Below are 23338 nucleotides of genomic sequence, written 5' to 3'. Positions count from 1 at the left end.
CGGACGAAACGGGAGGGCGCAGATGACCGAGGTTCGCGAACGCACATCCAAGGGGGTGACGGCGATCTATCGCCATCCCCTGCTGGTGCGCGCCACCCACTGGGTCAATGCGCTCTGCCTGCTCGTGCTGCTGCTCAGCGGCCTGCAGATCCTCAACGCCCACCCGGCCTTCTACTGGGGCGAGGTCTCGCACTTCGACCGGCCGTTCGCGGCGATCGAGGCGACTACGGCGGCGAACGGCGATCTGAAAGGCCAGCTGACGGTGGCGGGCGCCCGGCTCGACACCACGGGCGTTCTTGGGGCGTCCAAGTCCGGCGGCGACCAGCTGCAGGCCCGCGCCTTCCCGAGCTGGGCCACCCTGCCCGGCTATCTGGACCTGGGCGCCGGCCGCCGCTGGCACTTCGCCTTCGCCTGGGTGCTGGTGATCAACGGCCTGATCTATCTGGGCTTCGCGCTCGGCACAGGCCGGACCCGGGCGATGCTGAAGCCCACTCGTGAGGAGCTGCGCGGCCTCGGCCGCTCGGTCCTGGACCACCTGCGCCTGCGCTTCGCCCATGGCGAGGAGGCCCGCGACTACAACATCCTGCAGAAGCTCGCCTATCTGGCGGTGATCTTCGGCCTGCTGCCCCTGATGCTGCTGACAGGCCTCGTCATGTCGCCGGCCATGTACGCCCGCCTCCCCGTCCTGGCCGATCTGTTCGGGGGGCGGCAGTCGGCCCGCACGATCCACTTCCTCGTCGCCTCGGGCCTGGTGAGCTTCTTCGTCGTGCATGTGGCCATGGTCATCGCCGCCGGGCCGGTGAACGAGATGCGCTCGATCCTGACCGGCTGGTTCGTCATCCGCAGGGAAAAGCCATGAGCGGTTCCGATCCCACCCGCCGCCTCTTGCTCGGCGGCGCCCTGACCGGCGCGGCCACGGGCCTCGCCGCCTGCGACAAGCTCGCCGCCTCGCCCCAGGTCAATGAGCGCCTGAACCTCGCCGAGGGGATGAACTTCCACGTCCAGCGCCTGCTGCTCGGCCGCAACGCTCTGGCCCGCGAATATCCGGAGAGCGCCATCGCCCCGGACTTCCGCGCCAATGGCACCACCAATCCTGACAGCGAGGACTATCAGGCCCACGTCGCCGACGGCTTCAAGGCCTGGCGCCTGGAGATCGGCGGCCTGGTGGAGCGCCCCTTGAGCCTGTCGCTCGACGAACTGCGCCAGGCGCCGGCCCGCAGCCAGGTGACCCGCCACGACTGCGTCGAAGGCTGGTCCAGCATCGCCAAGTGGAAGGGCGCGACGCTCGGCCCTCTGCTCGACCGCGCCGGGGTGAAGCCCCAGGCCAAGTATGTCGCCTTCTTCTGCGCCGACACCCTGGAGCTGACCCTCGACGGCACCGGCGACTATTACGAGACCATCGACCTGGCCGACGCCCACCACCCCCAGACCATCCTGGCCTATGAGATGAACAACCAGCCCCTGCCGGTCGCCCATGGCGCGCCGATCCGCCTGAGGCTGGAGCGCCAGCTCGGCTACAAGATGGCCAAGTACGTCATGCGCATCGAGCTGATCGACAGCTTCGCCAAGCTCGGCCAGGGCAAGGGCGGCTATTGGGAAGACCGCGGCTATCAGTGGTACGCGGGGATCTAGGCGCTCTCGGCCACCCGCAGGCCGCCGACCAGGCGTTCGACCTGGGCCTTCAGCGCGGCGAGATCCTCCAGCGGGATCGGGATCTGCGAGACCACGGCCGGCGGCACGGCCTGGGCCCGGGCCTTCAGCTCGCGGCCCTTGGCGGTCAGATCGATGGTCACGCGCCGCTCGTCGGCCAGGTCCCGGGTGCGGGTGATCAGGCCGGCGGCCTCCATGCGCTTGAACAGCGGCGTCAGGGTGCCGGAATCCAGCCCCAGCCGACGGGCCAGATCCCCAAAGGTCTGGGGCGCCTGCTCCCACAGGGCCAGCAGGGCCAGATATTGCAGATAGGTCAGGCCCAGCGGCTGCAGCAGCGGCCGGTAGACCCGGGTCATGAGATTGCTGGCGCTGTAGAGCGCGAAGCAGAGCTGGGACTCCAGGCGCAGGGGGTCCGCGCCCGCCTCCGCCATCTTGCCGTCTGTCGCCATAGCACGCACTCCATGCCCGAGTTCGTCGCGCATATGGATGGCGGCCGGGTCCGGGCGCAAGCCCGACCCGACCTCAGGGCCAAACCCTAGCGGCCGCTCTGGCCGTCATCGACCCGGATCGTGGCGCCGGTGACGAAGTCCGAGGCCGGCGAGACCAGATAGCGCAGGGTCGAGTCCAGCTGGGCCGGGTCGCCGAGCCGCTTGCGGGGGAAGTGCTGGGAGATGTCCCCCACCCGCTTCAGCATGCCGTCCATCATTTCCGAGGCGAAGGCGCCGGGCGCGATGGCGTTGACATTGATCCGGGCGCTCGACCACTCGACGGCCAGGGCCTCGGTCATGCGCACCACCGCCGACTTGGTGATGGAATAGAGCGCCGCGCCGTTGCCGCTGTATTCGAAGGCGGCCACCGAGGCGATGTTGACGATACGGCCCGGCGTCTTGGCCGCGATCAGCCGGCGCGCCACCTCGCAGGAGAGAATATAGGGCGCCCGAAGGTTCACCCCGATCACTTGGTCGATCAGGTCGACCGACATCTTGACCGCCCGCTGGGCGTCGGGGATGCCGGCGTTGTTGACCAGGATGGTCACCGGCCCCAGGGCCTCCTCGGCCTTGCCGACCACGGCCAGCAGCTGGTCAGCGTCGGTGACGTCGAGCGCCAGGGCGATGGCCTCCCCGCCCTCGGCGCGGATCTCGGCGGCGAGCGCCTCCAGGCGGTCGGTGCGCCGCGCTGTCAGGGCGACCTTGGCGCCGCAGGCCGCCAGCACCTTGGCGAAGCGGACGCCCAGGCCCGAGGAGGCGCCGGTGATCAGGGCTGTCTGGCCGGTCAGGTCGGTGGAGACATTGGGGGTCGGATAGGTCACGGCGCGGGCTCCCGGTCTGGGCCCGGCCTCTTGGCGGGCGGGCCTTGTTCGCTCCTGCGTGTGCGCCAGGGCGGGCCCTGTCAATCATGACCCAAGGACAGGCTTGCATCTGTCCCTGGGGAAGCGGGCAAGCTCACCGCAACAAGAGCCTGGGAGGCGCGCCATGAGCGACACGGACCTGTTCGACCCCTGCCAATTCAATGGCCTGACCTTGCAAAACCGCATCGTCCTGTCGCCGCTCACCCGGACGCGGGCGGCCATGGACGGCAGCCCCGGCCCGCTGCAGGCGACCTACTATTCCCAGCGCGCCTCGGCGGGCCTCTTGATCACTGAGGCGACGGCCGTGGCGCCGGAGGGGCGCGGAGGGGCCTATATTCCCGGCCTCTATGACGACGCCCACATCGCCGCCTGGAAGCTGACCACCGACGCGGTCCACGCCAAGGGCGGACTGATCTTCAGCCAGCTTTGGCACGCGGGCCGGCTCAGCCATTCCTCCCTGCATCCGCAGGGCTTGGCCCCGGTAGCGCCCACGGCGATGAAGCAGGAGGGCCAGGTGTTCACCGAAAAGGGCCTGGCCCCCTATGACGAGGCCCGCGCCCTCACCCTCGAGGAGATCCCCGAGGTCATCGCCCAGTTCCACCGCGCCGCGGTCCGCGCCAAGGCGGCCGGCTTCGACGGGGTCGAGCTGCACGGCGCCCACAGCTATCTGATCGACGCCTTCGTCCGCGACATGACCAACAAGCGCACCGACCGCTATGGCGGTTCGATCGAGAACCGCTGCCGGCTGATGATCGAGATCCTGGAGGCCCTGATCGAGGTCTGGGGCCCGGAGCGGGTCGCCGTGCGCCTGGCCCCCATCGGCCACGCCTATGACGCCTGGGACAGCGATCCCGAGCCCCTGTTCACCTATCTTGTCGGCCGGCTGAACGACCTGAAGGTCGGCTGGCTGGACCTGGTCGAGGGCGACACCGGTATTTCACGCACCTGCGAACCCAGCTTCGACCTGCAGAAGCTGCGCCGCCTGTTCAAGGGCGCGACCATCGCCAACAACCTCTATGACCGCGACCTCGCCCTCCAGGCCCGCCGCGACAACACCGCCGACCTGATCGCCTTCGGCCGGCCGTTCATCGGCAATCCCGACCTGGTCGAGCGGCTGAAGGTGAACGCCCCGCTGATCGACGCGCCGAGGGCCGCGTACTATGGCGGCGGGGCGCGGGGCTATACGGACTTCCCGACGCTGGCGGAGGCGGGGGGGCTGGGGGATGGTGGGTGAGGCGTGCTGATGGCCAATTCTAGGTCCGACATGTTCGGGCGCTCGCGACCCCAGCGAATACTCAATGACGTGGGCGATGCTCCTCATAGGCAAGAAGCAGACGCCATAGCGGCCCATCTTCCCGCCCCAGCACCTCAACCGCATTCCGGACAGCATGGTATTCCGCCTCGGTGGCTATCCGGCCTTGACGCATGACCCGCTGAACTGCCCCGGAGAAGCGCAATCGCATTTCAGAGAGGCTCGGCAGGCCGTCCTCAAGCAAACGCCGGTCGGCCAGCACGACCTTTTGCGCTGGCCAACGGCTCGTCATCTCGATGATGTCGCCTATCGCCATTGATAGGCCCTGGCGCGCCTTCGCTTTGGAAGTCGCGGCGAGCCGGTCCAAGACTGCGACAGGATCAGTGTCGGGTGAATCGAATGCAGTCGGAAACGCCTCGCGGCCCATGTATTCGAACCAAGCCCGCAATTGCTCAAAATTGTCTGCTGTGACCTTCACCGCACAAGGTTGCCACGGCCGCAGATTGGACTCAATGCGCACCCAACCCCTCTGGTCGAAAGTCTAGGCGGCCAGCCGGTGCGAAGGGACCGAGGTCGCGCGACGATAAACATGCGCGCGCTCACCACCGCCGATGACCCGCGATCCGGGCGGCGAAGTCCGCATGCGGCTCGATCTCGTCATCCAGGCTCAACCCCGCCGCCAGCGACTCCGCTTCTAAGAGCCACCTCTGGGCGTCGTCGAAGAATTCCTGGCGGGCGAAGCGGGCGACGTGGGCGATGGCCGCGCGGAGCAGCAGCATGGCGGCGAGCGGATAGCGGCCTTCCAGGGCGCGGGCGGCGCGCTCCAGCAGCAGGGGGTCGGTGGCGTCGATGTCCTCGCGGCGTTCCAGCACCAGGACGGACGCGGTCTCCAGGCTGGGCCAGTCGACCAGAAACCGCAGAGCCGGAGCGAAACGCGGATAGATGCGGGCGTGCAGCAGGGCCTTGTCCTCGGCGACCACGTCGTCGAAGCCGGAAAGGCGCTTGAGATAGTCGCGGAGCGCCGGGGCAGTGAGACCGCGCTCGAAGCTCGCCCAGCGCTGGGCCTGGGCGGCGTCGGCCTCACCGCTGGCCTCCAGCAGCGCGATGCGGGCGGCGTCCCAGGCGATCTCGCCGGCGTCCGGCTCGACCGCGCCCGGCCGGCGCGCCGCGGCCACGGCGTCGGCATAGGGGTCCGACCGGTCGAGCGCCGCCCTGGCCTTGTCGACATCGCCCGCCGCCAGATAGGCCCGTGCGATCCGGGCGCCGACCGGGGGCAATAGCTGTTCGCCGGCCGAGAAGCTGTCGGCCAGGGCCGCCGCATCGCCCTGGGCCTCCAGCACCGCCTGCAGGGGCGCGCGCCAGATGGCGTTGGCCCGGCGCGGCGGGGCGGATTCCATCTCGATCCGGGCCCGCAGGCGCTCGACGCCCGCCGCGTCCAGGGCCGGCAGGCAGGCGGCGACCACCTCGCCCCCCGCCCCCACCCGCGCCATGGCGAGCGCATCGATCAGGGTCTCGGTCAGGTCGGGGATCGGGGTTGCGACCTGTGCGGCGACGGCTGGCAGGTCGGCCAAGGCGGTCGAGAAGATGTCGGCCATCTCGCCCTTGGCGTCAGTCGCCCGCGACAGCAGGCCCCGCTCCAGGGCCACGAACTTCAAGAGCAGCTCCAGCGCCCGGGCCGGATCGGCCTCGGCCAGGGGGCCCACGATCGTTCGACGTTGAAGCTCCAGGTCGCGCCGAAACTCCTTCTGCTTTCGCCAGTGGATGCGGGTGCGGGAGAACTGCAGGGGTTCGTGACGCTTGTTGAGCTCGTCCTGCAGGGCCTCGGGCCCCATGGCGGCGGCCAGCTCCAGGCGCAGCCGACCCTTGATCATCGGCCGGCCGTCGGCCTCGTCCATCAGGATGGCGGCCAGGCGCTCCGGGCCCAGGGCCTCCAGATTGGCGGCGTTCAGCGCCTTGCGGGATTTGGGCCGTTTCACCGGGGGAGTCGCACTCATGACCTACCTTGGCGATCGCGATGGGTTTCGTCCAATGGGCTTCAGACCGCGCGGCGCAGTTCGGCAGGGGACCGGCGGGACTCGCGGCGGATCAGGCGGCGCAGGGTCGAGGGCTCGGCATAACCGACCCGGCGAGCCACCTCATCGACCGACAGACGGGTGGTCTCCAAGAGCCGCTCCGCCGCCTCGATCCTCACCCGCTGGGCGAAGCGCACCGGAGACAGGCCGCAGACCTGGTGCAGGCGCCGCGCGAAGGTGCGCGGGGTGAGGCCGACCGCGGCGGCCAGATCGTCCATGCTGAAGTCGTCCTCGATATGGGCCCGCACCCAGGTCTCGGCCCGGGCGATGGTCTCGTCCTGCCCGGCCAGGAAGGTCACGGCCATATAGGGCGCCTGGGACCGCCGCTGATCCAACAGCAGGTAGCGGGCGCAGGCCTCCGAGAGCCCGCCGCTGGCGAAGCGGGCGATGAGGGCGAGCATCAGGTCCATCTGGGCCATGGCCGCCCCTGCGGTCAGGACCCGTCCGTCGGCCACGACGAGGCGGTCGACGTTCAGGGCCACGTCCGGATAGCGGCGGCGGAACAGGGACGCCAGCCACCAGGTGGTGGTCGCCTCGCGGCCCGCAAGCAGGCCGGCCTCGGCCAGGAGGAAGGTGCTGGCGCAGGAGGCCGCGACCGTCGCCCCCGCCGCATGGGCCTGGGTCACGATGCGGATCGCCCGGCGCGCGGCGGGGGCCGCCAGACGCGCCGTCAGCTCCTCCTCCGACTGACCGCCCAGGCCGGGCACGATCACCAGATCGCCGGGCCCGAAGGTCGGGAGAGGTTCGCGGCCAAGCCTCAAGGTCTGCACCGCGAAGGGCGCGGACCGGCCCCCGTTCAGGCTGATCCGGTTGGCGGTGTCGAGCGCGTCGCAGGTGATGGCCAGGCTGGAGGCCAGGCCTCCAGGCAGAGCCAGGACGGACACGGAGATCATTGTCGAAGTCTCCCTGAACGGGTTCGATTTCGACTCTATCGTCCCTGCCCCTGGCGGGCAAATCCGGCGCCGGGATCCAGGGCCGCGCGCGGCCCGACCGCCCATAGCAAAACGGCCCGGCGCTTTCGCACCGGGCCGTCCCGCCTGTTCAGATGGTCCAGGTCTTAGGCGAACTGGTTCATCGTGTTGTGGACGCCGCCGGCCTTCAGGGCCGCTTCGCCGGCGAAGTATTCCTTGTGGTCGTCGCCGATGTCGGAGCCCGACATGTTCTGGTGCTTCACGCAGGCGATGCCTTGGCGCAGTTCCTGGCGCTGAACGCCCAGGACGTAGCCCAGCATGCCGGCCGCGCCGAAGTATTCCTTGGCCAGGTTGTCGGTCGACAGGGCCGCGGTGTGGTAGGTCGGCAGGGTGATCAGGTGGTGGAAGATGCCGGCCCGCTTGGCGCCGTCCGCCTGGAAGGTGCGGATACGTTCGTCGGCTTCGATCGCCAGTTCGGTGGTGTCGTAGTCGACGCTCATCAGCTTTTCGCGGTCATAGGCCGAGACGTCCTTACCGGCCGCCTTGTAGGCGTCATAGACCTGCTGGCGGAAGTTCAGGGTCCAGTTGAAGGACGGCGAGTTGTTGTAGACCAGCTTGGCGTTCGGGATGACCTCGCGAACCTTGTCCATCATGCTGGCGATCTGCTCGACGTGCGGCTTCTCGGTTTCGATCCACAGCAGGTCGGCGCCGTTCTGCAGCGAGGTGATCGAGTCGAGCACGCAGCGCTCGGCCCCGGTGCCTTCGCGGAACTGGAACAGGTTGGAGGGCAGGCGCTTCGGACGCAGCAGCTTGCCGCCGCGGTTCAGAACGACGTCGCCGTTCTTCATGTCGGCCGGCGAGATTTCCTCGCAGTCCAGGAAGCTGTTGTACTTGTCGCCCAGGTCGCCCGGCTCATGGCTGACGGCGATCTGCTTGGTCAGGCCGGCGCCGAGCGAGTCGGTGCGGGTGACGATGATGCCGTTCTCGACGCCCAGCTCGAGGAAGGCGTAGCGGCAGGCGCGGACCTTCTGCAGGAAGTCCTCGTGCGGCACGGTGACCTTGCCGTCCTGGTGGCCGCACTGCTTTTCGTCGGAGACCTGGTTTTCGATCTGCAGGGCGCAGGCGCCCGCCTCGATCATCTTCTTGGCCAGCAGATAGGTGGCTTCCGCGTTGCCGAAGCCGGCGTCGATGTCGGCGATGATCGGAACGACGTGGGTCTGATAGTTGTCGATCTGGTCGAGCAGCTTGGCTTCCTTGGCCTTGTCGCGCGCGCGGCGCGTCGAGGTCGCGGAACAGGCCGCCGAGCTCACGGGCGTCGGCCTGGCGCAGGAAGGTGTAGAGCTCTTCGATCAGGGCCGGCACCGAGGTCTTCTCGTGCATCGACTGGTCGGGCAGGGGGCCGAATTCCGAACGCAGGGCCGCGACCATCCAGCCGGACAGGTAGAGGTACTTCCGATCGGTGGTGCCGAAGTGCTTCTTGATCGCGATCATCTTCTGCTGGCCGATGAAGCCGTGCCAGCAGCCCAGGGACTGGGTGTACTGCGAGGAGTCGGCGTCATAGGCCGCCATGTCCTTGCGCATGATGTCGGCGGTGTAGCGGGCGATTTCCAGGCCGGTCTTGAAGCGGTTCTGGAGACGCATCCGGGCCACGGACTCGGCGTTGATGCCGTCCCAGGTGCCGTTCTTGCTCGAGATGAGCTGGCTCATCTGAATGATGTGGTCTTGATAGGACATGTGCCTCTTCCGCGATCAGCCGGGGGAAAACAGGAAGGCCCGGATCTTGGCCGCCCCCGTACGCCGCCTTTGCCGCAGTGCGAAAGGGCGAGCGAGGTCTAGATGTATGACTTTACAGATTTTGATTGTAATGTTGTAATGTCCCTACATTTCAGGGCGTGCAGGGCATGGCGACGGAACGACGGCTGTATGTGGGACCGAGCCTGCGCCGGCTGCGGCGCGACCTGGGCCTGACCCAGGCGGACATGGCCGCGGACCTCGATGTCTCGGCCTCCTATGTGGCCCTGCTGGAGCGCAATCACCGGCCGCTTAGCGCAGAGGTGCTGCTGCGGCTCGCCCAGACTTACAAGATCGACATGGCGACGCTCGCCGGCGGCGGCGGGGCGGACGAAACCGCCCGGCTGCAGGCGGTGCTGAAGGACCCGATGTTCGCCGACATCGACCTGCAGTCGCTGGAGACCACCGACGTCGCGACCAACTTCCCGGGCATCACCGAGGCCCTGCTGCGGCTGTACACGACCTATCGCGAGGAGCAGCTGGCGCTGGCCGACCGGGGGGCGGAATCGCTGGCCACCGGCAGCCGCAGCTCCGACGCGCCCGACCCCGTGGCCGAGTCCCGGCGGTTCCTGGCGGCGCGGCGCAACTGCTTCCCCAGCCTGGACGATGCGGCCGAGCGCCTGGCCGAGGCGGTCGCCGGGCACGACAATCTGGCCGGCTATCTCAAGGCCCGGCACGGCCTGCGCACGCGCCGCCTGCCCTCCAGCGTCATGGTCGGCTCGATCCGCAGGCTCGACCAGCACCGCAAGGAGATCCTGCTGGACGACGGCCTGGACACCGCCAGCCAGACCTTCCAGCTCGCCCTGCAGCTGGCCTATCTGGAGCTGCGCGGCGAGGTCGACGCGGTGCTGGCCGAGGGCAGCTTCGACACCGAGAGCGGCGAGCGCCTGACCCGCCGGGCTTTGGCGAGCTATGCGGCGGCGGCGATCATCATGCCCTACGCCGCCTTCGCCCGGGCGGTGGAGGCGAGGCGCTATGACGTCGAGGCGCTCGCCCGCCAGTTCGGCGCCAGTTTCGAACAGACCGCCCACCGGCTCACCACCCTGCAGAAACCGGGGCACGAGCGGGTGCCGTTTTTCTTCATCCGGGTCGATCCGGCCGGCAACGTCTCCAAGCGCCTGGACGGCGCCGGCTTCCCCTTCGCCCGGCACGGCGGCGGCTGTCCGCTGTGGTCGGTGCACCAGGTGTTCAAGACGCCGCGGGAGATCGTCACCCAGTGGCTGGAGCTGCCGGACGGTCAGAAATTCTTCTCGATCGCCCGCACCGTCACCGCCGGCGGCGGCGCCTTCGGCACGCCCCGGGTGGAGCGGGCCATCGCGCTCGGCTGCGCCGCCGAGCACGCTGGCCGGCTGATCTACACCCGCGACCAGCCGGGCCTCGGGGCCGACACCGCGACCCCGATCGGGTCACCTGCCGCCTGTGTCACCGCACCGAATGCACCGCCCGTTCGGCCCCGCCGATCGGCCGCCAGATCCTGTCCGACGACATCCGCCGGACGAGCCTTCCCTTCGGCTTTTCGGACAGCTGAGTCCGGATCGCCTGATTGTGCGGCGCCGAAGTCATTCGGAAAATTCCTTGCCCCGGGGGGCTTCAAAGCGGCGCGCTTCCGTGCAGTAAAGCGACCGAGACTTACGGTCGGTCGCCGCGGCGGCGGACCTTGGGACACCTTTTTCGAGAGCCCGGTACGCGCATGAACATCACCAGCACCCTGTCCGTCGACGACCTTCTGCATAGCTTTGTGGAACGCGAACTGCTGCCCGGGACCGATATCGCGCCCGCAGCGTTCTGGGCGGCGCTCGAGGCCGTACTGGCCGACTTCACCCCGCGCAACGCCGCCCTGCTGGCGCGTCGGGACGAACTGCAGCAACAGATTGACGCCTGGTGGGCGGCCCGCAAGGGCAAGGACTTCTCGGTCGCCGAGGAGACCGCCTTCCTGCGCGAGATCGGCTATCTGCTGCCAGAGCCCGAGGCCTTCCACATCGGCGTCGAGAACGTCGACCCGGAGATCGCCAAGCTGGCCGGCCCGCAGCTGGTCGTGCCGGTTTCGAACGGCCGGTATGCTCTGAACGCCGCCAATGCGCGCTGGGGCAGCCTCTATGACGCCCTCTACGGCACCGATGCGATCGAGCCGCCGACCGGAACCAAGGGCTATGATCCGGTCCGCGGGGGCAAGGTGATCGCCTTTGCGCGCGATCTTCTGGACCGCGTCGCGCCGCTGTCGTCCGACTCTCACGCCGACGCGACCGCCTATTCGGTCATCGCCGGCGGCCTGATCGTGAAGCTGAAAGACGGGCGCGAAACCACCCTGGCCGACGACGGTCAGTTCGTCGGCTGGCGCGGGTCCGCCTACGCCCCCGAAGGCGTCCTGCTGCGCCACAACGGCCTGCATCTGGAGATCCTGATCGACCGGTCGAGCAACATCGGCAAGGACGATCCGGCCGGGGTCGCCGACGTTCTGGTCGAGGCCGCGCTCACCGCCATCCAGGACTGCGAGGACTCGGTCGCCGCGGTCGACGCCGAGGACAAGACCGGCGTCTATCGCAACTGGCTCGGCCTGATGAAGGGCGACCTGTCGGCCAGCTTCGCCAAGGGCGGCGCCACCGAGACCCGCCGGCTCGAGGCCGACCGCGTCTATCAGTCGGCGACCGGCGGCGAGCTGAGCCTGCGTGGCCGCAGCCTGATGCTGGTGCGCAATGTCGGCCACCACATGACCACCGACGCCGTCACCTTCAACGGCGAGGCGGCTTTCGAGACCGCGGTCGACGCCCTGATCACCGTCACCGCCGCCCTGCACGACCTGAAGGGGGCCCGCCGCAACAGCCCGGCCGGCTCCATCTATGTCGTGAAGCCCAAGATGCACGGCCCGGACGAGGTGGCGCTGGCCGTCCGTCTGTTCGACCTGGTCGAGGATCTGCTGGGCCTGGCCCGCAACACGGTCAAGATCGGCATCATGGACGAGGAGCGCCGCACCAGCGCCAACCTCAAGGCCTGCATTCACGCCGCCCGCAATCGTGTGGTGTTCATCAACACCGGCTTCCTCGACCGCACCGGCGACGAGATCCACACCGCCATGGAAGCCGGCCCCGTGGTCCGCAAGGACGCCATCAAGGCCGAGCCCTGGCTGCCGGCCTATGAGAAGCGCAATGTCGAGATCGGCCTGGCCACCGGCTTCCCGGGCCATGCCCAGATCGGCAAGGGCATGTGGGCCGCGCCCGACATGATGCAGGCCATGCTGACCACCAAGGTCGGCCACCCCAAGGCCGGCGCCAACACCGCCTGGGTGCCCTCGCCCACCGCCGCCGTGCTGCACGCCCTGCACTATCACGAGGTCGATGTGCCGGGCCTGCAGGCGCAGATGAGCGCGCACCCCACGGCCACGGGCACGGACGAACTGCTGACCCCGCCGCTGGCCCGCTCCAACTGGAACGCCGCCGACGTGCAGGAGGAGCTCGACAACAACGCCCAGGGCATCCTGGGCTACGTCGTCCGCTGGATCGACCAGGGCGTCGGCTGCTCCAAGGTGCCGGACATCCACAATGTCGGGCTGATGGAAGACCGCGCCACCTTGCGGATCTCCAGCCAGCACATCGCCAACTGGCTGCACCACGGGGTCTGCACCGAGGCCCAGGTCCGCGAGACCCTGGTGCGCATGGCCAAGGTGGTCGACGGCCAGAACGCCGGCGACGCCGCCTACACCCCGATGAGCCCGGCGCCGGACCAGTCGATCGCCTTCCAGGCGGCGCTGGACCTGGTGTTCGAGGGCCGCACCCAGCCCAACGGCTACACCGAGCACATCCTCACCCGCCGCCGCCGCGAGCGGAAGGCCCAGCTCGCCGCCGGCTGACCCGCGACCGGGCGCCCGGGGAACGGTCTCCGGGCGCCTGCGGTCGTCCCGCCTCACCAGAAAACACGCCTCATCCGCGAGCGGCGTTGTGCGGCCTGCCGCCCGACCCTAAGAAGGTTAACGGGGTGTGGGTGACTATAAGTGAGCGGTCTGTTCGGATCTGGATTTGAGTTGAACCTCGCGGCCTTGTCGGCCGGGGCCGATCACGCCCTCCTAACCTACTGGTTGGCCCTCAAACTACTCTTGATTGTGGTGGCGGTGCTGATCTGCCTGTCCTCCACCGACGATCTCTTCATCGACCTCTGCTACTGGCTGGAGCGCCTGACCCGCCCCATCCGGCGCCTGGGCCGCCGCAAGCCCTCGGAAGACCGGCTGCGGCTCAAGCCCGAGCAGCGCATCGCCATCATGGTCCCCGCCTGGCGCGAGGCCGAGGTGATCGCCAACATGCTGGTCAATACGATCAACGCCTTCGACTACACCCGCTTCGACATCTTCGTCGGCGTCTATCAGAACGACCCCGACACCCGTCGCGAGGTCGAGCGGGTCCAGAAGGCCTTTCCCAATGTGCACCTGGCCCGGGTCGGGGCCGATGGCCCCACCTGCAAGGCCGATTGCCTGAACTGGATCCTCGAGGGGGTCGCGGCCCGCGAGGCGCAGACCGGCGAGGTCTATGAGATCTTCGCCATGCACGACGCCGAGGACGTGGTGCACCCCTTCGGCCTGAGGGTGATGAACTGGTTCATCGAGGGCGCCGGCATGATCCAGCTGCCGGTCCTGTCCATGAACCGCCGCTGGAACCAGTGGGTGGCCTGCCACTATCTCGACGAGTTCGCCGAGTTCCACACCAAGGACCTGCCGGTCCGGGCCCTGCTCAGCCGCATGACCCCCTCGGCCGGGGTGGCCACGGCCTTCAGCCGCGAGGCCCTGCAGGCGCTCAGCGCCGAACGCGCCGGCCAGGTGTTCAATACCGCCAGCCTGACCGAGGACTACGACATCGGCCACCGGCTGAAGGCGCTGGGCTTCTCTTCGGACTTCATCCGCTACTACGCCCGCACGGCGCGGTTCCGTCCCGCCTGGTTCCGCAAGGGCCAGGTTCGGGTTTTGCGGCGCGAGCTGGTCGCCACCAAGGAGTTCTTCCCGCACACCTGGCGCACCAGCGTCCGCCAGAAGGCCCGCTGGATGCTGGGCATTTCCTATATGGGCTGGGCCCAGCTCGGCTGGTTCGGAGACCTCGCCAACCGCTACTTCCTGTTCCGCGACCGCAAGGCCCTGTTCACCGCGCCGGTCGGGGCGCTGGCCTATCTGATCCTGATCAGCGTGGCGCTGATCGCCGCCCTCACCCCGGTCTGGCAGGCGGCCCAGGCCCTGCCCCCGCTGATCGACCGGAGCTGGGTGGTGGCGTTGCTGGTCGTCAACGCCCTGTTCCTGCTGAACCGCATGCTGCACCGGGCCTGGTTCACGGCGCGGGCCCACGGGATCGGCTTCGCCCTGCTCAGCCCGGTGCGGATCGTGGTCTCGAACCTGATCGGCTTCGCCGCCTTCGGCCGCTCCATGCGCCTGTTCGTCGGCCATCTGATCACCGGCCGGGCGATCGCCTGGGACAAGACCCAGCACGCCTTCCCCGGCCTGGAGCAGCTGCGCCACCGCAGCACCCGGCTGGGCGAACTCCTTCGCCACTGGAACCAGGTCAGCGGCGACGACCTGCACACGGCCCTCATGGCCCAGAAGCATCGCTACCGCCCGCTGGGCCTGCTGCTGGTCGAGCGCGGGGCTGTGACCGAGGAAGCGCTAGCCGCGGCCTTCGCCGAACAGGCGGGCAGCCAGCCGATCAGCCTGGACGTGATGAAGGTCGAGCCGCGCCTGCTGCATCTCCTGACCGCCCGCCAGGCCGCCCGGTTCCGCGCCGTGCCGGTGGCGCGCCGCGACGGGGTCACCCAGGTCGCCCTGGCCGAACCGCTCGACAAGACGGCCCGGCGCCCTAGAGACCCTTCTCGCGCCCCGCAGCGGCCAGAGGGTCGCCTATGTCTATGCGCCGCTCAGCGACATCGCCTTCGCCCTGAGATTCGGCTGGCGCGACGGGGCCCTGAGCGCCGCTCATGCGGCAATGGACCGGCTGGTCGATCGCGGCGCCCTGCACGCCGCCGACGCCGCCAAGGTCTGGGCCGCGGTGCGCAGACCCCATGTGCTGCTGGGCGACCTGCTCGTCCGCCAGGAGGCGCTGGATCACAAGACGCTCGCCGCCGCCCTGGCCGGGTTCTGGGGATCGGATCAGCGGCTTGGGGAATATCTGCTGGCCCGCGGCGTGATCACCGAGGCCCAGCTGCGGGCGGCGCTGGCCGCCCAGCCGGCCGGCGATCCGGATGTCCTGCAAACCGCGACCCGCCTGAAGCTGCTGGTCCCGGCCCCCAAGCTCATGGCCGCGGAATAGGCCGGCGCCGGGCGGGGTCAGGCTCGCCGGGGCGACGAAGGCGTAGCCCATCGCCTTGATCGGCGGGACGATCTGCTTCAGCTGGGTCGGGCCCAGATAGGCGTGGTAGAAAAAGCTCGCGAAGCCGTCGCGGACCACCAGGTTCAGCCGGGCGGACTCCACGATCTGGGCCGGGGTGCGGCTGGTGTTGTGATTGTATCCCACCTGCTCGACGTTCCCGAGGTTCTCCGGGATCACCCAAGAGCCGTACACGTCGCGCAGCGGATAGGGGAAGAACTGGCCGTCCTGACGCCGGGCGTCGGGGTGTCCAGACAGCGTGCCGCGGAAATAGATCGCCCGGTCATAGCGCTGGCCGAACCGGTTCTGGACCGCGACATAGTCGGCGGCTGAGCCGGCATAGTGTGGAAACTCGAAATAGGTCGGGGCCGGCAGGCCGGCCGCCGCCCAGACCGCCAAACCCTCGTCGATCCGCGCCAGGGCCCAGGGCGTCGAGTCCTCGGCCAGGGGGCCGTCGTAACGGACGTAGTTCTTGGCGTCGACATGGGCGCGGTAGAACTCGAAGTCGTCGCCCGTGATCGCGTCATAGGGATTGCGCATCCGCCCCGCCTGATGGGTGTGGCCGTGCATGATCAGGGTCCCGCCATGGGCCGCCATGTAGCGCAGGGCGTCGACCACCTTGGGCGCATGAGCCAGATCGATGCGGCGGGGCTTGCCGGTCTCGACGCCCAGGGGATCGGCATAGGTGTCGATCACCGCCACCGAGAAGGGGACCTGCTCCGACCACAGATAGTCGGCGATCGCCTTCAGCTTGGCCGGGTCGGAGTTCGGGCTGACATCCTCGATCCGCACCAGGGCGCGATGCCGCTCCTGCGTCTTCGGCGCCAGCAGGTCGAACATCAGGTCGGAGAGGATCAGGTAGCGATCGGTCTCCGACATGTAGCTGAACGGGTTCTCGCCGATATAGGTCAGGGATCCCGACCGCACCGCCCACGGGGCCTCCCGGCCGCCGGCGTGGACCGCCTGGGCCAGAACATCGACCCGGTCGGGATGATCGAGCCGAAGGGCCGTCACGCCGCCATCGTCGGTCGGCTGGCGGGTCAGGGACGCGCCCTTGTATCGGACCTCGGCGACCGCGGCCGGCGGATCATAGGCGAGCGGCGTCCAGCCGAACCGCTCGGCGAAGTCGGGGGTGGCGCGGGCGAGCTGGTCGATGCCGTACTGCATCCAGAGGACCGGCCGGGCGCTGTGGGCGACGGCCTCCAGGAAGGCCGCCGGCAGCTTCTCCTCGAAGGTCGAGCCGATGAAGATCGTCGCCGTGTGTCGGTCGAGGTCCCCGGGGGCGAAGGCGCTGACCGGCTTGGCTTCATAGGTCCCGAAGCGGCCGGCGAGATTGGCGGCGAAGATCGCGTAGAGCTCGCCCAGATCCCCCCAGGGTCCGGTGTTCGTATAGAGGATGAGCGTGCTCGGCGCCGGGGCGGCCGGCTTGGTCAGATGCGGCACGGCCTCGGCGCTGGCCGGGTGTCGGCCGGCCGGGCGGCTCGGATCCAGGGCGGCGACACCGGCCAGCACGGCGACCAGGAAGAGCAAGACCCGCCCCCAGCGCATCCCTCTCCGGCGCCGCCCGCGGGCCATCAGGCCACCCGGGCGTCGCTGTGGACGGCCGGCAGGCGGCCGCGGGCCTCCAGGTCCGCGCGGATGACCGCCGCGATCCGCCCGGCCGCCAGACCGTCGCCATAGGGGCTGCCCGCGCCGGCCATGCGCGCATAGGCGGCGGGATCGTCGAGCAGGCGCTCGGTCTCAGCGATGATGACTGCGGCGTTGGCGCCCACCAGCCGCGCGGTGCCCGCCGCGATCCCCTCGGGCCGCTCGGTCTTGTCGCGCAGCACCAGCACCGGCTTGGCGAGCGCCGGCGCCTCCTCCTGCACGCCGCCGGAGTCGGTCAGGATCAGATCGCAATGCGCCATCAGATGCAGGAACGGCACATAGGTCTGAGGCGGCATCAGGCGGATATTGGGATGGTCGCCCAGCCGGCCCATCACCCGGGTCACCTGCGGATTGGGATGCACCGGGGCCACAACCATCACATCGGGCCGCCGGGCCAGATGCTCGAGCGCCAGGGCGATCTGCTCCAGGCCGCCGCCGAAATTCTCCCGCCGATGGGTGGTCGCCAGGATGATGCGGCGCCCCTGCGCCTCCGCCAGGATCTGGCGCACCTCGGCGGTCAGGTGGTCGAGCCGGTCCATTTCGGCCAGCGTCAGATACAGCGCGTCGATCACCGTATTGCCGGTCACATGCACGGCGTCGGCGCCGATGTTCTCGCGCAGCAGGTTTTCCGCCGCGCTCTGGGTCGGGGCGAAGTGCAGGGCCGCGATCTGGCCGACCATCCGGCGGTTGGCCTCCTCCGGCCAGGGATGATGCAGGTCTCCAGAGCGCAGCCCGGCCTCCACATGCGCCACCGGGATGCGCCGATAGTGCGAGGACAGGGCGCACATCGCCGCCGTGGTGGTGTCGCCCTGGACCACGACCATGTCCGGCTGGACCTCGTCGAGCATCTGGCCGAAGCCGGTCAGCAGGGCGGCGGACAGGGCGTCCAGCCCCTGGCGGGGCTTCATGACGTCGAGATCCACGTCCGGAGCGATCCCGGCGATCTCCAGCGCCTGGTCGAGGATTTGGCGATGCTGGCCGGTCGCGCAGACCGTGACCCTCAGGTCCGGGTCCGCCTTCAGCGCCCGGATGACCGGGAACAGCTTGATGGCCTCCGGCCGCGTGCCCACGGCGACCACCACGCGCGGCGCCGCGCCGACGCTCATCGCTCGCACCCGTTGGACAAAGCCACCCCCGCCTCAATCCCGACGGCCCAACCCCCGCGGCCCCGTCAGTGGAGGCCGCAGTAAAACGGCGACCATCCAGCGTTCACCATGGCAATGACCCCGATAAAGGCAAGCACAGCTCGCCCATTAGGAGAGTCTTTCGTACCGAAAGCTCCTCGCCTCAAATCATGCGGAGGAACTGCCGGCCCAGAACTCGCCCTTATATTGCAAATTGCAATTTCAGGTCGGAGGCGCGCCGGCGTTTGACCTTTCCAAACGTCGCGCCGAGGGCGGCGTCTTGCCCCAAACTGAGTATAGGCCACCTCAGTCCCCGCAGTGGCCGGCCCACCAGCTATCTATCGACATTGCCTATGCCACTAGAATAGTCTGACGCCATGACCCAGTCCCTGAGCACTCCAGACGGCGTCCGCTTCCTCCGCACATCGGAGGAGGCCTTCGCCGGCCTGCCGGAGTTCGCCTACGCCCCGCGCTATCTGAGCGTCGAAGGCCTGAGGCTGGCCTATGTGGACGAGGGGCCGCGCGACGGGCCCGTCGCCCTGCTGATGCACGGCATGCCGACCTGGAGCTTCCTGAACCGCCACATCATCGCCCGCCTGGTCGCCGAGGGGTGGCGCTGCATCGCCGCCGACCACATCGGCTTCGGGCGTTCGGACAAGGTGATCGACGACGGCTGGTATTCGATCGCCCGCCATGTCGCCGCCCATCGCGCCCTGGTCGAGGCCCTCGACCTGACCGGCGTCACCCTCTTCGTCCAGGACTGGGGCGGGCCGATCGGCTTGGCCCAGGCGGCGACCTTGCCGGAGCGGTTCGACCGGCTGGTGGTGATGAACACCTGGCTGCATCACGAGGGCTACGCCTACACGGACGCCCTGCGTCAGTGGAACAGCCAGTGGCAGACCGACGGCCTGTTCGGGATCAACATCCCCGATCCCCTGTCGATCGGCTGGTTCATGATGCTGCCGCTGGGCCACATGCAGTCGCGAGACCTGTTCGGGATCATCACCACCAAGACCCCGCCGCCGCTCAGCGCGGACGCCGCCGCCGTGCGCCGCGCCTATGACGCCCCGTTCGAGGGCCTAGGGCGCGAAGGGATGGCCGGGCCCCGCCGGTTCCCCTTGAGCCTGCCCTTCGACAATCCCACGGGCGGGGCCGCCGCCGACCAGGCGGTCTGGTTCGAGACGCTCAAGTCCTGGAGCAAGCCCGTTCACTTCATTTGGGGCGGAACCGACGCGGTGTTCACCGAGGCCTGGGGCCGCCAGTGGGCGGGCCTCTATCCCCAGGCCAGCTTCGACCTGCTGCCGGACGCCGGCCACTTCCTGCAAGACACCCATGGGCGCGAGATCGCGGAGATCTTCCTGCGCCGCCTCGCCGAGGAAAGCTGATGACCAAGCCCTATCGGATCTTCGGATCGGAGATGTCGCCCTATTCGGTGAAGGTGCGCTCCTATTTCCGCTTCAAGCAGATTCCGCACACCTGGATCCCCCGCCGGGCCGAGAACGACGAGGACTACAAGCGCTACGCCCGCCTGCCGATCGTCCCGACGGTGGCCACGCCGGATGACGAGGGCCTGCAGGACTCCACCCCGATCATGGAGGCGGTCGAGGCGAAGCATCCGACGCCCTCGATCCATCCCGATGACCCCGCCCTCGCCTTCCTCTCGGCGCTGCTTGAGGAGTTCGGCGACGAGTGGGGCAACAAGCTGATGTTCCATCATCGCTGGTACGCCCAGGTGGATAAGCTGGCCTCCGCCCAGACCCTGGCCCGGCTCAGCGCCCCGCACGCCAGCGCCGAGGAGGTGGCCCAGAGGGCGGCCTTCATCCTGGAGCGCATGAGCGGACGCGGTCACTTCGTGGGCTCCAGCGACGCCACCGCGCCGCTGATCACCGGCTATTATTTCGAACTGCTCGACCTGCTCGAAGCGCACCTCGCCACCCGGCCCTATCTGTTCGGCGCCCGGCCGTCGTTCGGCGATTTCGGCCTGGCGAGCCAGCTCTATGAGGCCTCGGTTGACCCGACCTGCGGGGCAGGCATGCGCGCGCGTGGGCCCGCGGTTCTCGACTGGTGTCATCGGATGATGGAGCCCCGGCAGGACGGCGGCTTCGAGACCTGGGACAGCCTCGCCCCCACCCTCGCGCCGATCCTCGCCTATGTCGGCCGCTACTTCCTGCCCTGGACGACCGCCAATGCGAAGGCCCTGGCCGAGGGGGCCGAAAGCTTCAGCGTCGATCTGCCCGGCGGCGCCTATGTCCAGGGCCCCCAGAAGTACCACGCGCGTTCGCTGGCGGCCCTGAAGGCCCGCTACGCCTCGGCGGCCGAGGCGCCCGGTCTGCAGGCGATTCTCCAGGCGGAGGGCTGCCTGGACCTGCTTCAGTGACCCGCGAGGCCGGAACCGCTTGTCAGGCCTGCACGCCCGCCCCTATGGCGAGCGGATGAGCGACACCCTGACCCTGGCGGCGGACACCAAGCCCGACGGCCGCTTCGAGCGCGGCGCGCGCACCCGCGAGCGGATCGTCAGCGCCGTGCTGGAGATGATCGCCGGCGGGAACCTCGACCCGACCTCCGAGGCGGTCGCCGTCCATGCCGGCGTCGGCCACCGCACGGTCTTCCGCCACTTCCAGGACATGGAGTCCCTGTTCGACGAGCTGAACGCCAAGATCCGCACCCTGGTCGAGGAGGCGCCGATGGCGGCGCCCCAGGGCGATCTCGACCAGCGTCTGGAGATCCTGACGGGCCAGCGGGCCAGGACCTTCGAGCTGATCACCATGTACTATCTGTCCGGCGACATCCGCCTGCACGGCTCGCCGACCCTTCAACGCGCCCGCGCCGCCTTCGCCGCCCAGCAGCGCGCCCAGCTCCTGGCCTTCCTGCCCGAGGCCAAGGCGGCGCCGGAGATCGCCGACGCCGCCGATCTCATCGCCTCCATCGACGGCTGGCTGCGCCTGCGCCGCACCCAGGGGCTCGATGTCGATCAGGCCCGGACGACCGTGGCCCGCGCCCTGAAGCGCCTGCTCGCCGGCGGCTGACGCTCGCGGCTATATTGACATAGATACTGTCATTTGTGACCCTGCCCTCCAATCAAGGGGAGCGCGGGATGGATACCTTCTGGGTCTGGGGCGTCGCCCTGGCCGTCTATGGCCTGTTCCTGGCCTGGTACGTGAACTGGCGCGGCCCGCTGAAGCCCAAGGAGATCGACGATCTCATGGCCAGGATCAGGGCGCACAATCCCGACACCGACCGCAATGACCCCGCCGTGGTCCGCAGCTTCCTGGAGGCCGATGACGGGCGCGAGTTCTTCATGCTCAACCTGGTCCGCGTCGCCTCGACCGAGGTCGCCGACCCGGTGACCGGCCAGATGCGGCCCGCCCGGGCGGTCATGGACGGCTATACGCGTGTGTTCCTGCCCGCCCTGTTCCGGCGGGGCGGCCATCCCGCCATCGCGGCGCGCAAGATCGGGCCCTATGTCGACGCTTGGGGGGTCGAGCCCGGCCCGGAATGGACCCTGATCGGCTATATGCGCTACCGCAGCCGCCGGGACCTGGCGATCCTGGTGGCCGATCCGCGGTTCGGCGGCGCCCACGACTTCAAGTTCGCGGCCATGCCCCAGACCTTCTCCTTCCCCACCCGCCCGGTGATCATGACGCTGGCCAGCCCCCGCCACTGGGTCGGGCTATCGATCGCGCTCATCGCCGCCCTCGCCCAGATCGCCCTCCTGATGGGCGCCCTCGACTAGACGGAGAAGACGCAATGGCGCTCCTGCCCGACAGCACCAACCGCGACTACCGCGGCGCGACGATCTCGGCCTGGTGGCTGGTCCTGATGGGGGTGGGGACCATCGTCCCCGGCTGCATCCACTATTTCCTGCCGGACGGCGGGTCCCGGGTGATCGCCCATCTCGATCTCGGCGACAGGGCCCGCATCATCATCGCGGTCTTCGCCTGGTTCGGCGCCCTGCAGATCCCGCACGGGGTCGCGGAGGTGGTGATCGGCCTGCGCTACCGCACACTCACCCCGCTGTTCCTGGCCCTGATCATCCTTGAGCGCGGCCTGATGCTGCTGGACGGCTGGTTCCTCAAGGGCGCGGGCGGCCACCACCCGCCCGAGCACTACGCCAGCGTCGGCGTCGTCGCGATCACCCTGGTCTTCCTGGCCCTGTCGCTGCGGCGGAAAGCCTAGGCGAAGACGATCGTCTTGCCGCCCTCGACCAGCACCCGGCGCTCAACGTGCCAGGCGACGGCGCGGGCGAGCACAGCGCATTCCACATCGCGGCCGATCTGCACCAGCCGGTCGGGATCCTGGCTGTGGTCCACCCGGCGCACGTCCTGTTCGATGATCGGCCCCTCGTCGAGGTCGGTCGTCACATAATGGGCCGTCGCCCCGATGATCTTGACCCCACGCTCGTGGGCCTGGTGATAGGGCTTCGCGCCCTTGAAGCCCGGCAGGAACGAGTGGTGGATGTTGATGCAGCGGCCATCGAGGCTGGCGCACATCTGCGGCGACAGGATCTGCATGTAGCGGGCGAGCACCACCAGATCGACCTTGAGCTCCTCGACCAGCCCCAGGAAGGCGGCCTCCTGCTCGGCCTTGGTCGCCGCGGTGATCGGCAGGTGGTGATAGGGCACGCCGCTCCATTCAGTGAACGAGCGCATGTCGTCATGGTTGGACACCACGCCGACGATCTCGGCCGGCAGCAGCCCCGCCCGCCAGCGGTGCAGCAGGTCGAACAGGCAGTGGCCAAACTTTGACACCGCGATCAGCACCCGGGGCCGTTCGGAAGCGTCGTGCAGCGACCAGGTCATGGAGAACCGCTGGGCGATCAGCTCGAACCCCGCCCGCATCGCCTCGATCGGCGGCATGGCGCCGTCCGGCCGGAACACCGTGCGCATGTAGAACTGGTCGGCCAGGCCATCGTTGAAATGGTTGGACTCCAGGATCGAGGCGTCATTGTCGGCCAGGAAGCCGGAGACCGCCGCCACCACGCCTTTGCGGTCCGGGCATTTCAGGATGAGCACATAGCGGCTCTCGGGGGTCTTGGGCTTGGCCTTCACGAGGTATCCTTTCGTCCGGCCACGTCGGACCGGGTCGACAGGAGACGGTTTGGCGGCCCCTCAGCGCCAATCGAATTTTGTCGCCCGCCGATCTAATTTTTGCGGCTGGTCGCGCGGGGCCCCAGGGCCTATCGACGAAAAATGGGCGCTTCTTCGAACAGCATGA

Annotated in this window: 19 protein-coding genes and 2 pseudogenes; 12 read left to right on the top strand and 9 right to left on the bottom strand. The window is 68.9% G+C overall.

Annotated features, from left to right (window positions below; translation table 11 throughout):
* Positions 1 to 22 precede the first annotated feature (22 nt).
* Both MQH10_RS14905 and MQH10_RS14900 read left to right on the top strand, forming a co-directional pair.
* Complete coding sequence (locus tag MQH10_RS14905) at positions 23 to 859, top strand: cytochrome b/b6 domain-containing protein (protein ID WP_242564823.1); 837 nt, start codon at positions 23 to 25, stop codon at positions 857 to 859.
* Positions 856 to 1632 (top strand): molybdopterin-binding protein, encoded by a 777-nt coding sequence (locus tag MQH10_RS14900; RefSeq protein ID WP_242564822.1) that lies wholly within the window; start codon positions 856 to 858, stop codon positions 1630 to 1632. The genes MQH10_RS14905 and MQH10_RS14900 overlap by 4 nt, the downstream gene beginning before the upstream one ends.
* Here the strand turns inward: MQH10_RS14900 and MQH10_RS14895 are convergent.
* Positions 1629 to 2099: a MarR family winged helix-turn-helix transcriptional regulator gene (locus tag MQH10_RS14895; protein ID WP_242564821.1), complete on the bottom strand. Its 471-nt coding sequence runs from the start codon at positions 2097 to 2099 to the stop codon at positions 1629 to 1631. The two genes, MQH10_RS14900 and MQH10_RS14895, sit on opposite strands and share 4 nt — an antisense overlap.
* 86 nt (positions 2100 to 2185) lie before the next feature.
* A complete protein-coding gene (locus MQH10_RS14890) occupies positions 2186 to 2959 on the bottom strand; it encodes an SDR family NAD(P)-dependent oxidoreductase (RefSeq protein ID WP_242564820.1) in 774 nt (257 codons plus the stop codon).
* A 163-nt stretch (positions 2960 to 3122) separates the two neighbouring features.
* On the opposite strand from MQH10_RS14890, the gene MQH10_RS14885 reads away from it, so the two are divergent.
* Positions 3123 to 4232 (top strand): alkene reductase, encoded by a 1110-nt coding sequence (locus MQH10_RS14885; protein WP_242564819.1) that lies wholly within the window; start codon positions 3123 to 3125, stop codon positions 4230 to 4232.
* A 61-nt stretch (positions 4233 to 4293) separates the two neighbouring features.
* Here the strand turns inward: MQH10_RS14885 and MQH10_RS14880 are convergent, their stop codons facing one another.
* The 4 genes from MQH10_RS14880 to MQH10_RS14865 form a co-directional block, all read right to left on the bottom strand.
* A complete protein-coding gene (locus tag MQH10_RS14880; protein WP_242564818.1) occupies positions 4294 to 4770 on the bottom strand; it encodes a hypothetical protein in 477 nt (158 codons plus the stop codon).
* A 79-nt stretch (positions 4771 to 4849) separates the two neighbouring features.
* On the bottom strand, positions 4850 to 6244 hold the full coding sequence (locus MQH10_RS14875; RefSeq protein WP_242564817.1) for a DUF6880 family protein: 1395 nt from the start codon (positions 6242 to 6244) through the stop codon (positions 4850 to 4852).
* 41 nt (positions 6245 to 6285) lie between these two features.
* Complete coding sequence (locus MQH10_RS14870; RefSeq protein ID WP_242564816.1) at positions 6286 to 7215, bottom strand: GlxA family transcriptional regulator; 930 nt, start codon at positions 7213 to 7215, stop codon at positions 6286 to 6288.
* A 164-nt stretch (positions 7216 to 7379) separates the two neighbouring features.
* Positions 7380 to 8543: an isocitrate lyase gene (locus tag MQH10_RS14865; protein ID WP_336605110.1), complete on the bottom strand. Its 1164-nt coding sequence runs from the start codon at positions 8541 to 8543 to the stop codon at positions 7380 to 7382.
* A 64-nt stretch (positions 8544 to 8607) separates the two neighbouring features.
* Here MQH10_RS14865 and MQH10_RS26460 point away from each other — a divergent pair, with 64 nt between their 5' ends.
* The 4 genes and pseudogenes from MQH10_RS26460 (at position 8608) to MQH10_RS14850 (ending at position 15355) form a co-directional block, all read left to right on the top strand.
* Positions 8608 to 9069, top strand: coding sequence for a hypothetical protein (locus MQH10_RS26460; protein WP_272886952.1), 462 nt, complete (start codon positions 8608 to 8610; stop codon positions 9067 to 9069).
* Between the two features lie 65 nt (positions 9070 to 9134).
* Positions 9135 to 10552 (top strand): annotated as a pseudogene (locus tag MQH10_RS14860) (helix-turn-helix domain-containing protein).
* A gap of 162 nt (positions 10553 to 10714) precedes the next feature.
* Positions 10715 to 12868, top strand: a complete 2154-nt coding sequence (locus MQH10_RS14855) for a malate synthase G (RefSeq protein WP_242564814.1) — start codon at positions 10715 to 10717, stop codon at positions 12866 to 12868.
* 171 nt (positions 12869 to 13039) lie between these two features.
* Positions 13040 to 15355 carry a glycosyl transferase family protein gene (locus MQH10_RS14850; protein WP_242564813.1) on the top strand — a complete coding sequence of 772 codons (2316 nt, stop codon included), beginning with the start codon at positions 13040 to 13042 and terminating at the stop codon, positions 15353 to 15355.
* 19 nt (positions 15356 to 15374) lie between these two features.
* Here MQH10_RS14850 and MQH10_RS14845 read toward each other — a convergent pair.
* Together MQH10_RS14845 and wecB are read right to left on the bottom strand one after the other, a co-directional pair.
* Positions 15375 to 16193 (bottom strand): annotated as a pseudogene (locus MQH10_RS14845) (DUF2334 domain-containing protein); the annotation flags it as partial.
* A gap of 734 nt (positions 16194 to 16927) precedes the next feature.
* Positions 16928 to 18106 carry a non-hydrolyzing UDP-N-acetylglucosamine 2-epimerase gene (wecB, locus tag MQH10_RS14840; protein ID WP_242564812.1) on the bottom strand — a complete coding sequence of 393 codons (1179 nt, stop codon included), beginning with the start codon at positions 18104 to 18106 and terminating at the stop codon, positions 16928 to 16930.
* Between the two features lie 395 nt (positions 18107 to 18501).
* On the opposite strand from wecB, the gene MQH10_RS14835 reads away from it, so the two are divergent.
* From MQH10_RS14835 to MQH10_RS14815, 5 genes are all read left to right on the top strand, one after another.
* Positions 18502 to 19509 carry an alpha/beta fold hydrolase gene (locus MQH10_RS14835; RefSeq protein WP_242564811.1) on the top strand — a complete coding sequence of 336 codons (1008 nt, stop codon included), beginning with the start codon at positions 18502 to 18504 and terminating at the stop codon, positions 19507 to 19509.
* A complete protein-coding gene (locus MQH10_RS14830; protein ID WP_242564810.1) occupies positions 19509 to 20501 on the top strand; it encodes a glutathione S-transferase family protein in 993 nt (330 codons plus the stop codon). The genes MQH10_RS14835 and MQH10_RS14830 overlap by 1 nt, the downstream gene beginning before the upstream one ends.
* A 19-nt stretch (positions 20502 to 20520) precedes the next feature.
* A complete protein-coding gene (locus tag MQH10_RS14825; RefSeq protein WP_242564809.1) occupies positions 20521 to 21150 on the top strand; it encodes a TetR/AcrR family transcriptional regulator in 630 nt (209 codons plus the stop codon).
* Between the two features lie 68 nt (positions 21151 to 21218).
* Positions 21219 to 21857: a hypothetical protein gene (locus MQH10_RS14820; protein WP_242564808.1), complete on the top strand. Its 639-nt coding sequence runs from the start codon at positions 21219 to 21221 to the stop codon at positions 21855 to 21857.
* A 14-nt stretch (positions 21858 to 21871) separates the two neighbouring features.
* Entirely contained in the window at positions 21872 to 22300 is a 429-nt protein-coding gene (locus MQH10_RS14815; RefSeq protein WP_242564807.1) for a hypothetical protein, read from the top strand.
* On the opposite strand, the gene purU is transcribed toward MQH10_RS14815, so the two are convergent.
* The gene (gene purU, locus MQH10_RS14810) at positions 22297 to 23172 is read right to left on the bottom strand and encodes a formyltetrahydrofolate deformylase (protein WP_242564806.1); all 876 of its coding nucleotides are present in this window, start codon (positions 23170 to 23172) and stop codon (positions 22297 to 22299) included. The genes MQH10_RS14815 and purU overlap by 4 nt on opposite strands.
* Positions 23173 to 23338: the final 166 nt, after the last annotated feature.

The organism is Phenylobacterium aquaticum (assembly GCF_022695515.1).
Classification (GTDB): domain Bacteria; phylum Pseudomonadota; class Alphaproteobacteria; order Caulobacterales; family Caulobacteraceae; genus Phenylobacterium; species Phenylobacterium aquaticum.
This window is presented reverse-complemented; position numbering and strand designations above follow the sequence as displayed.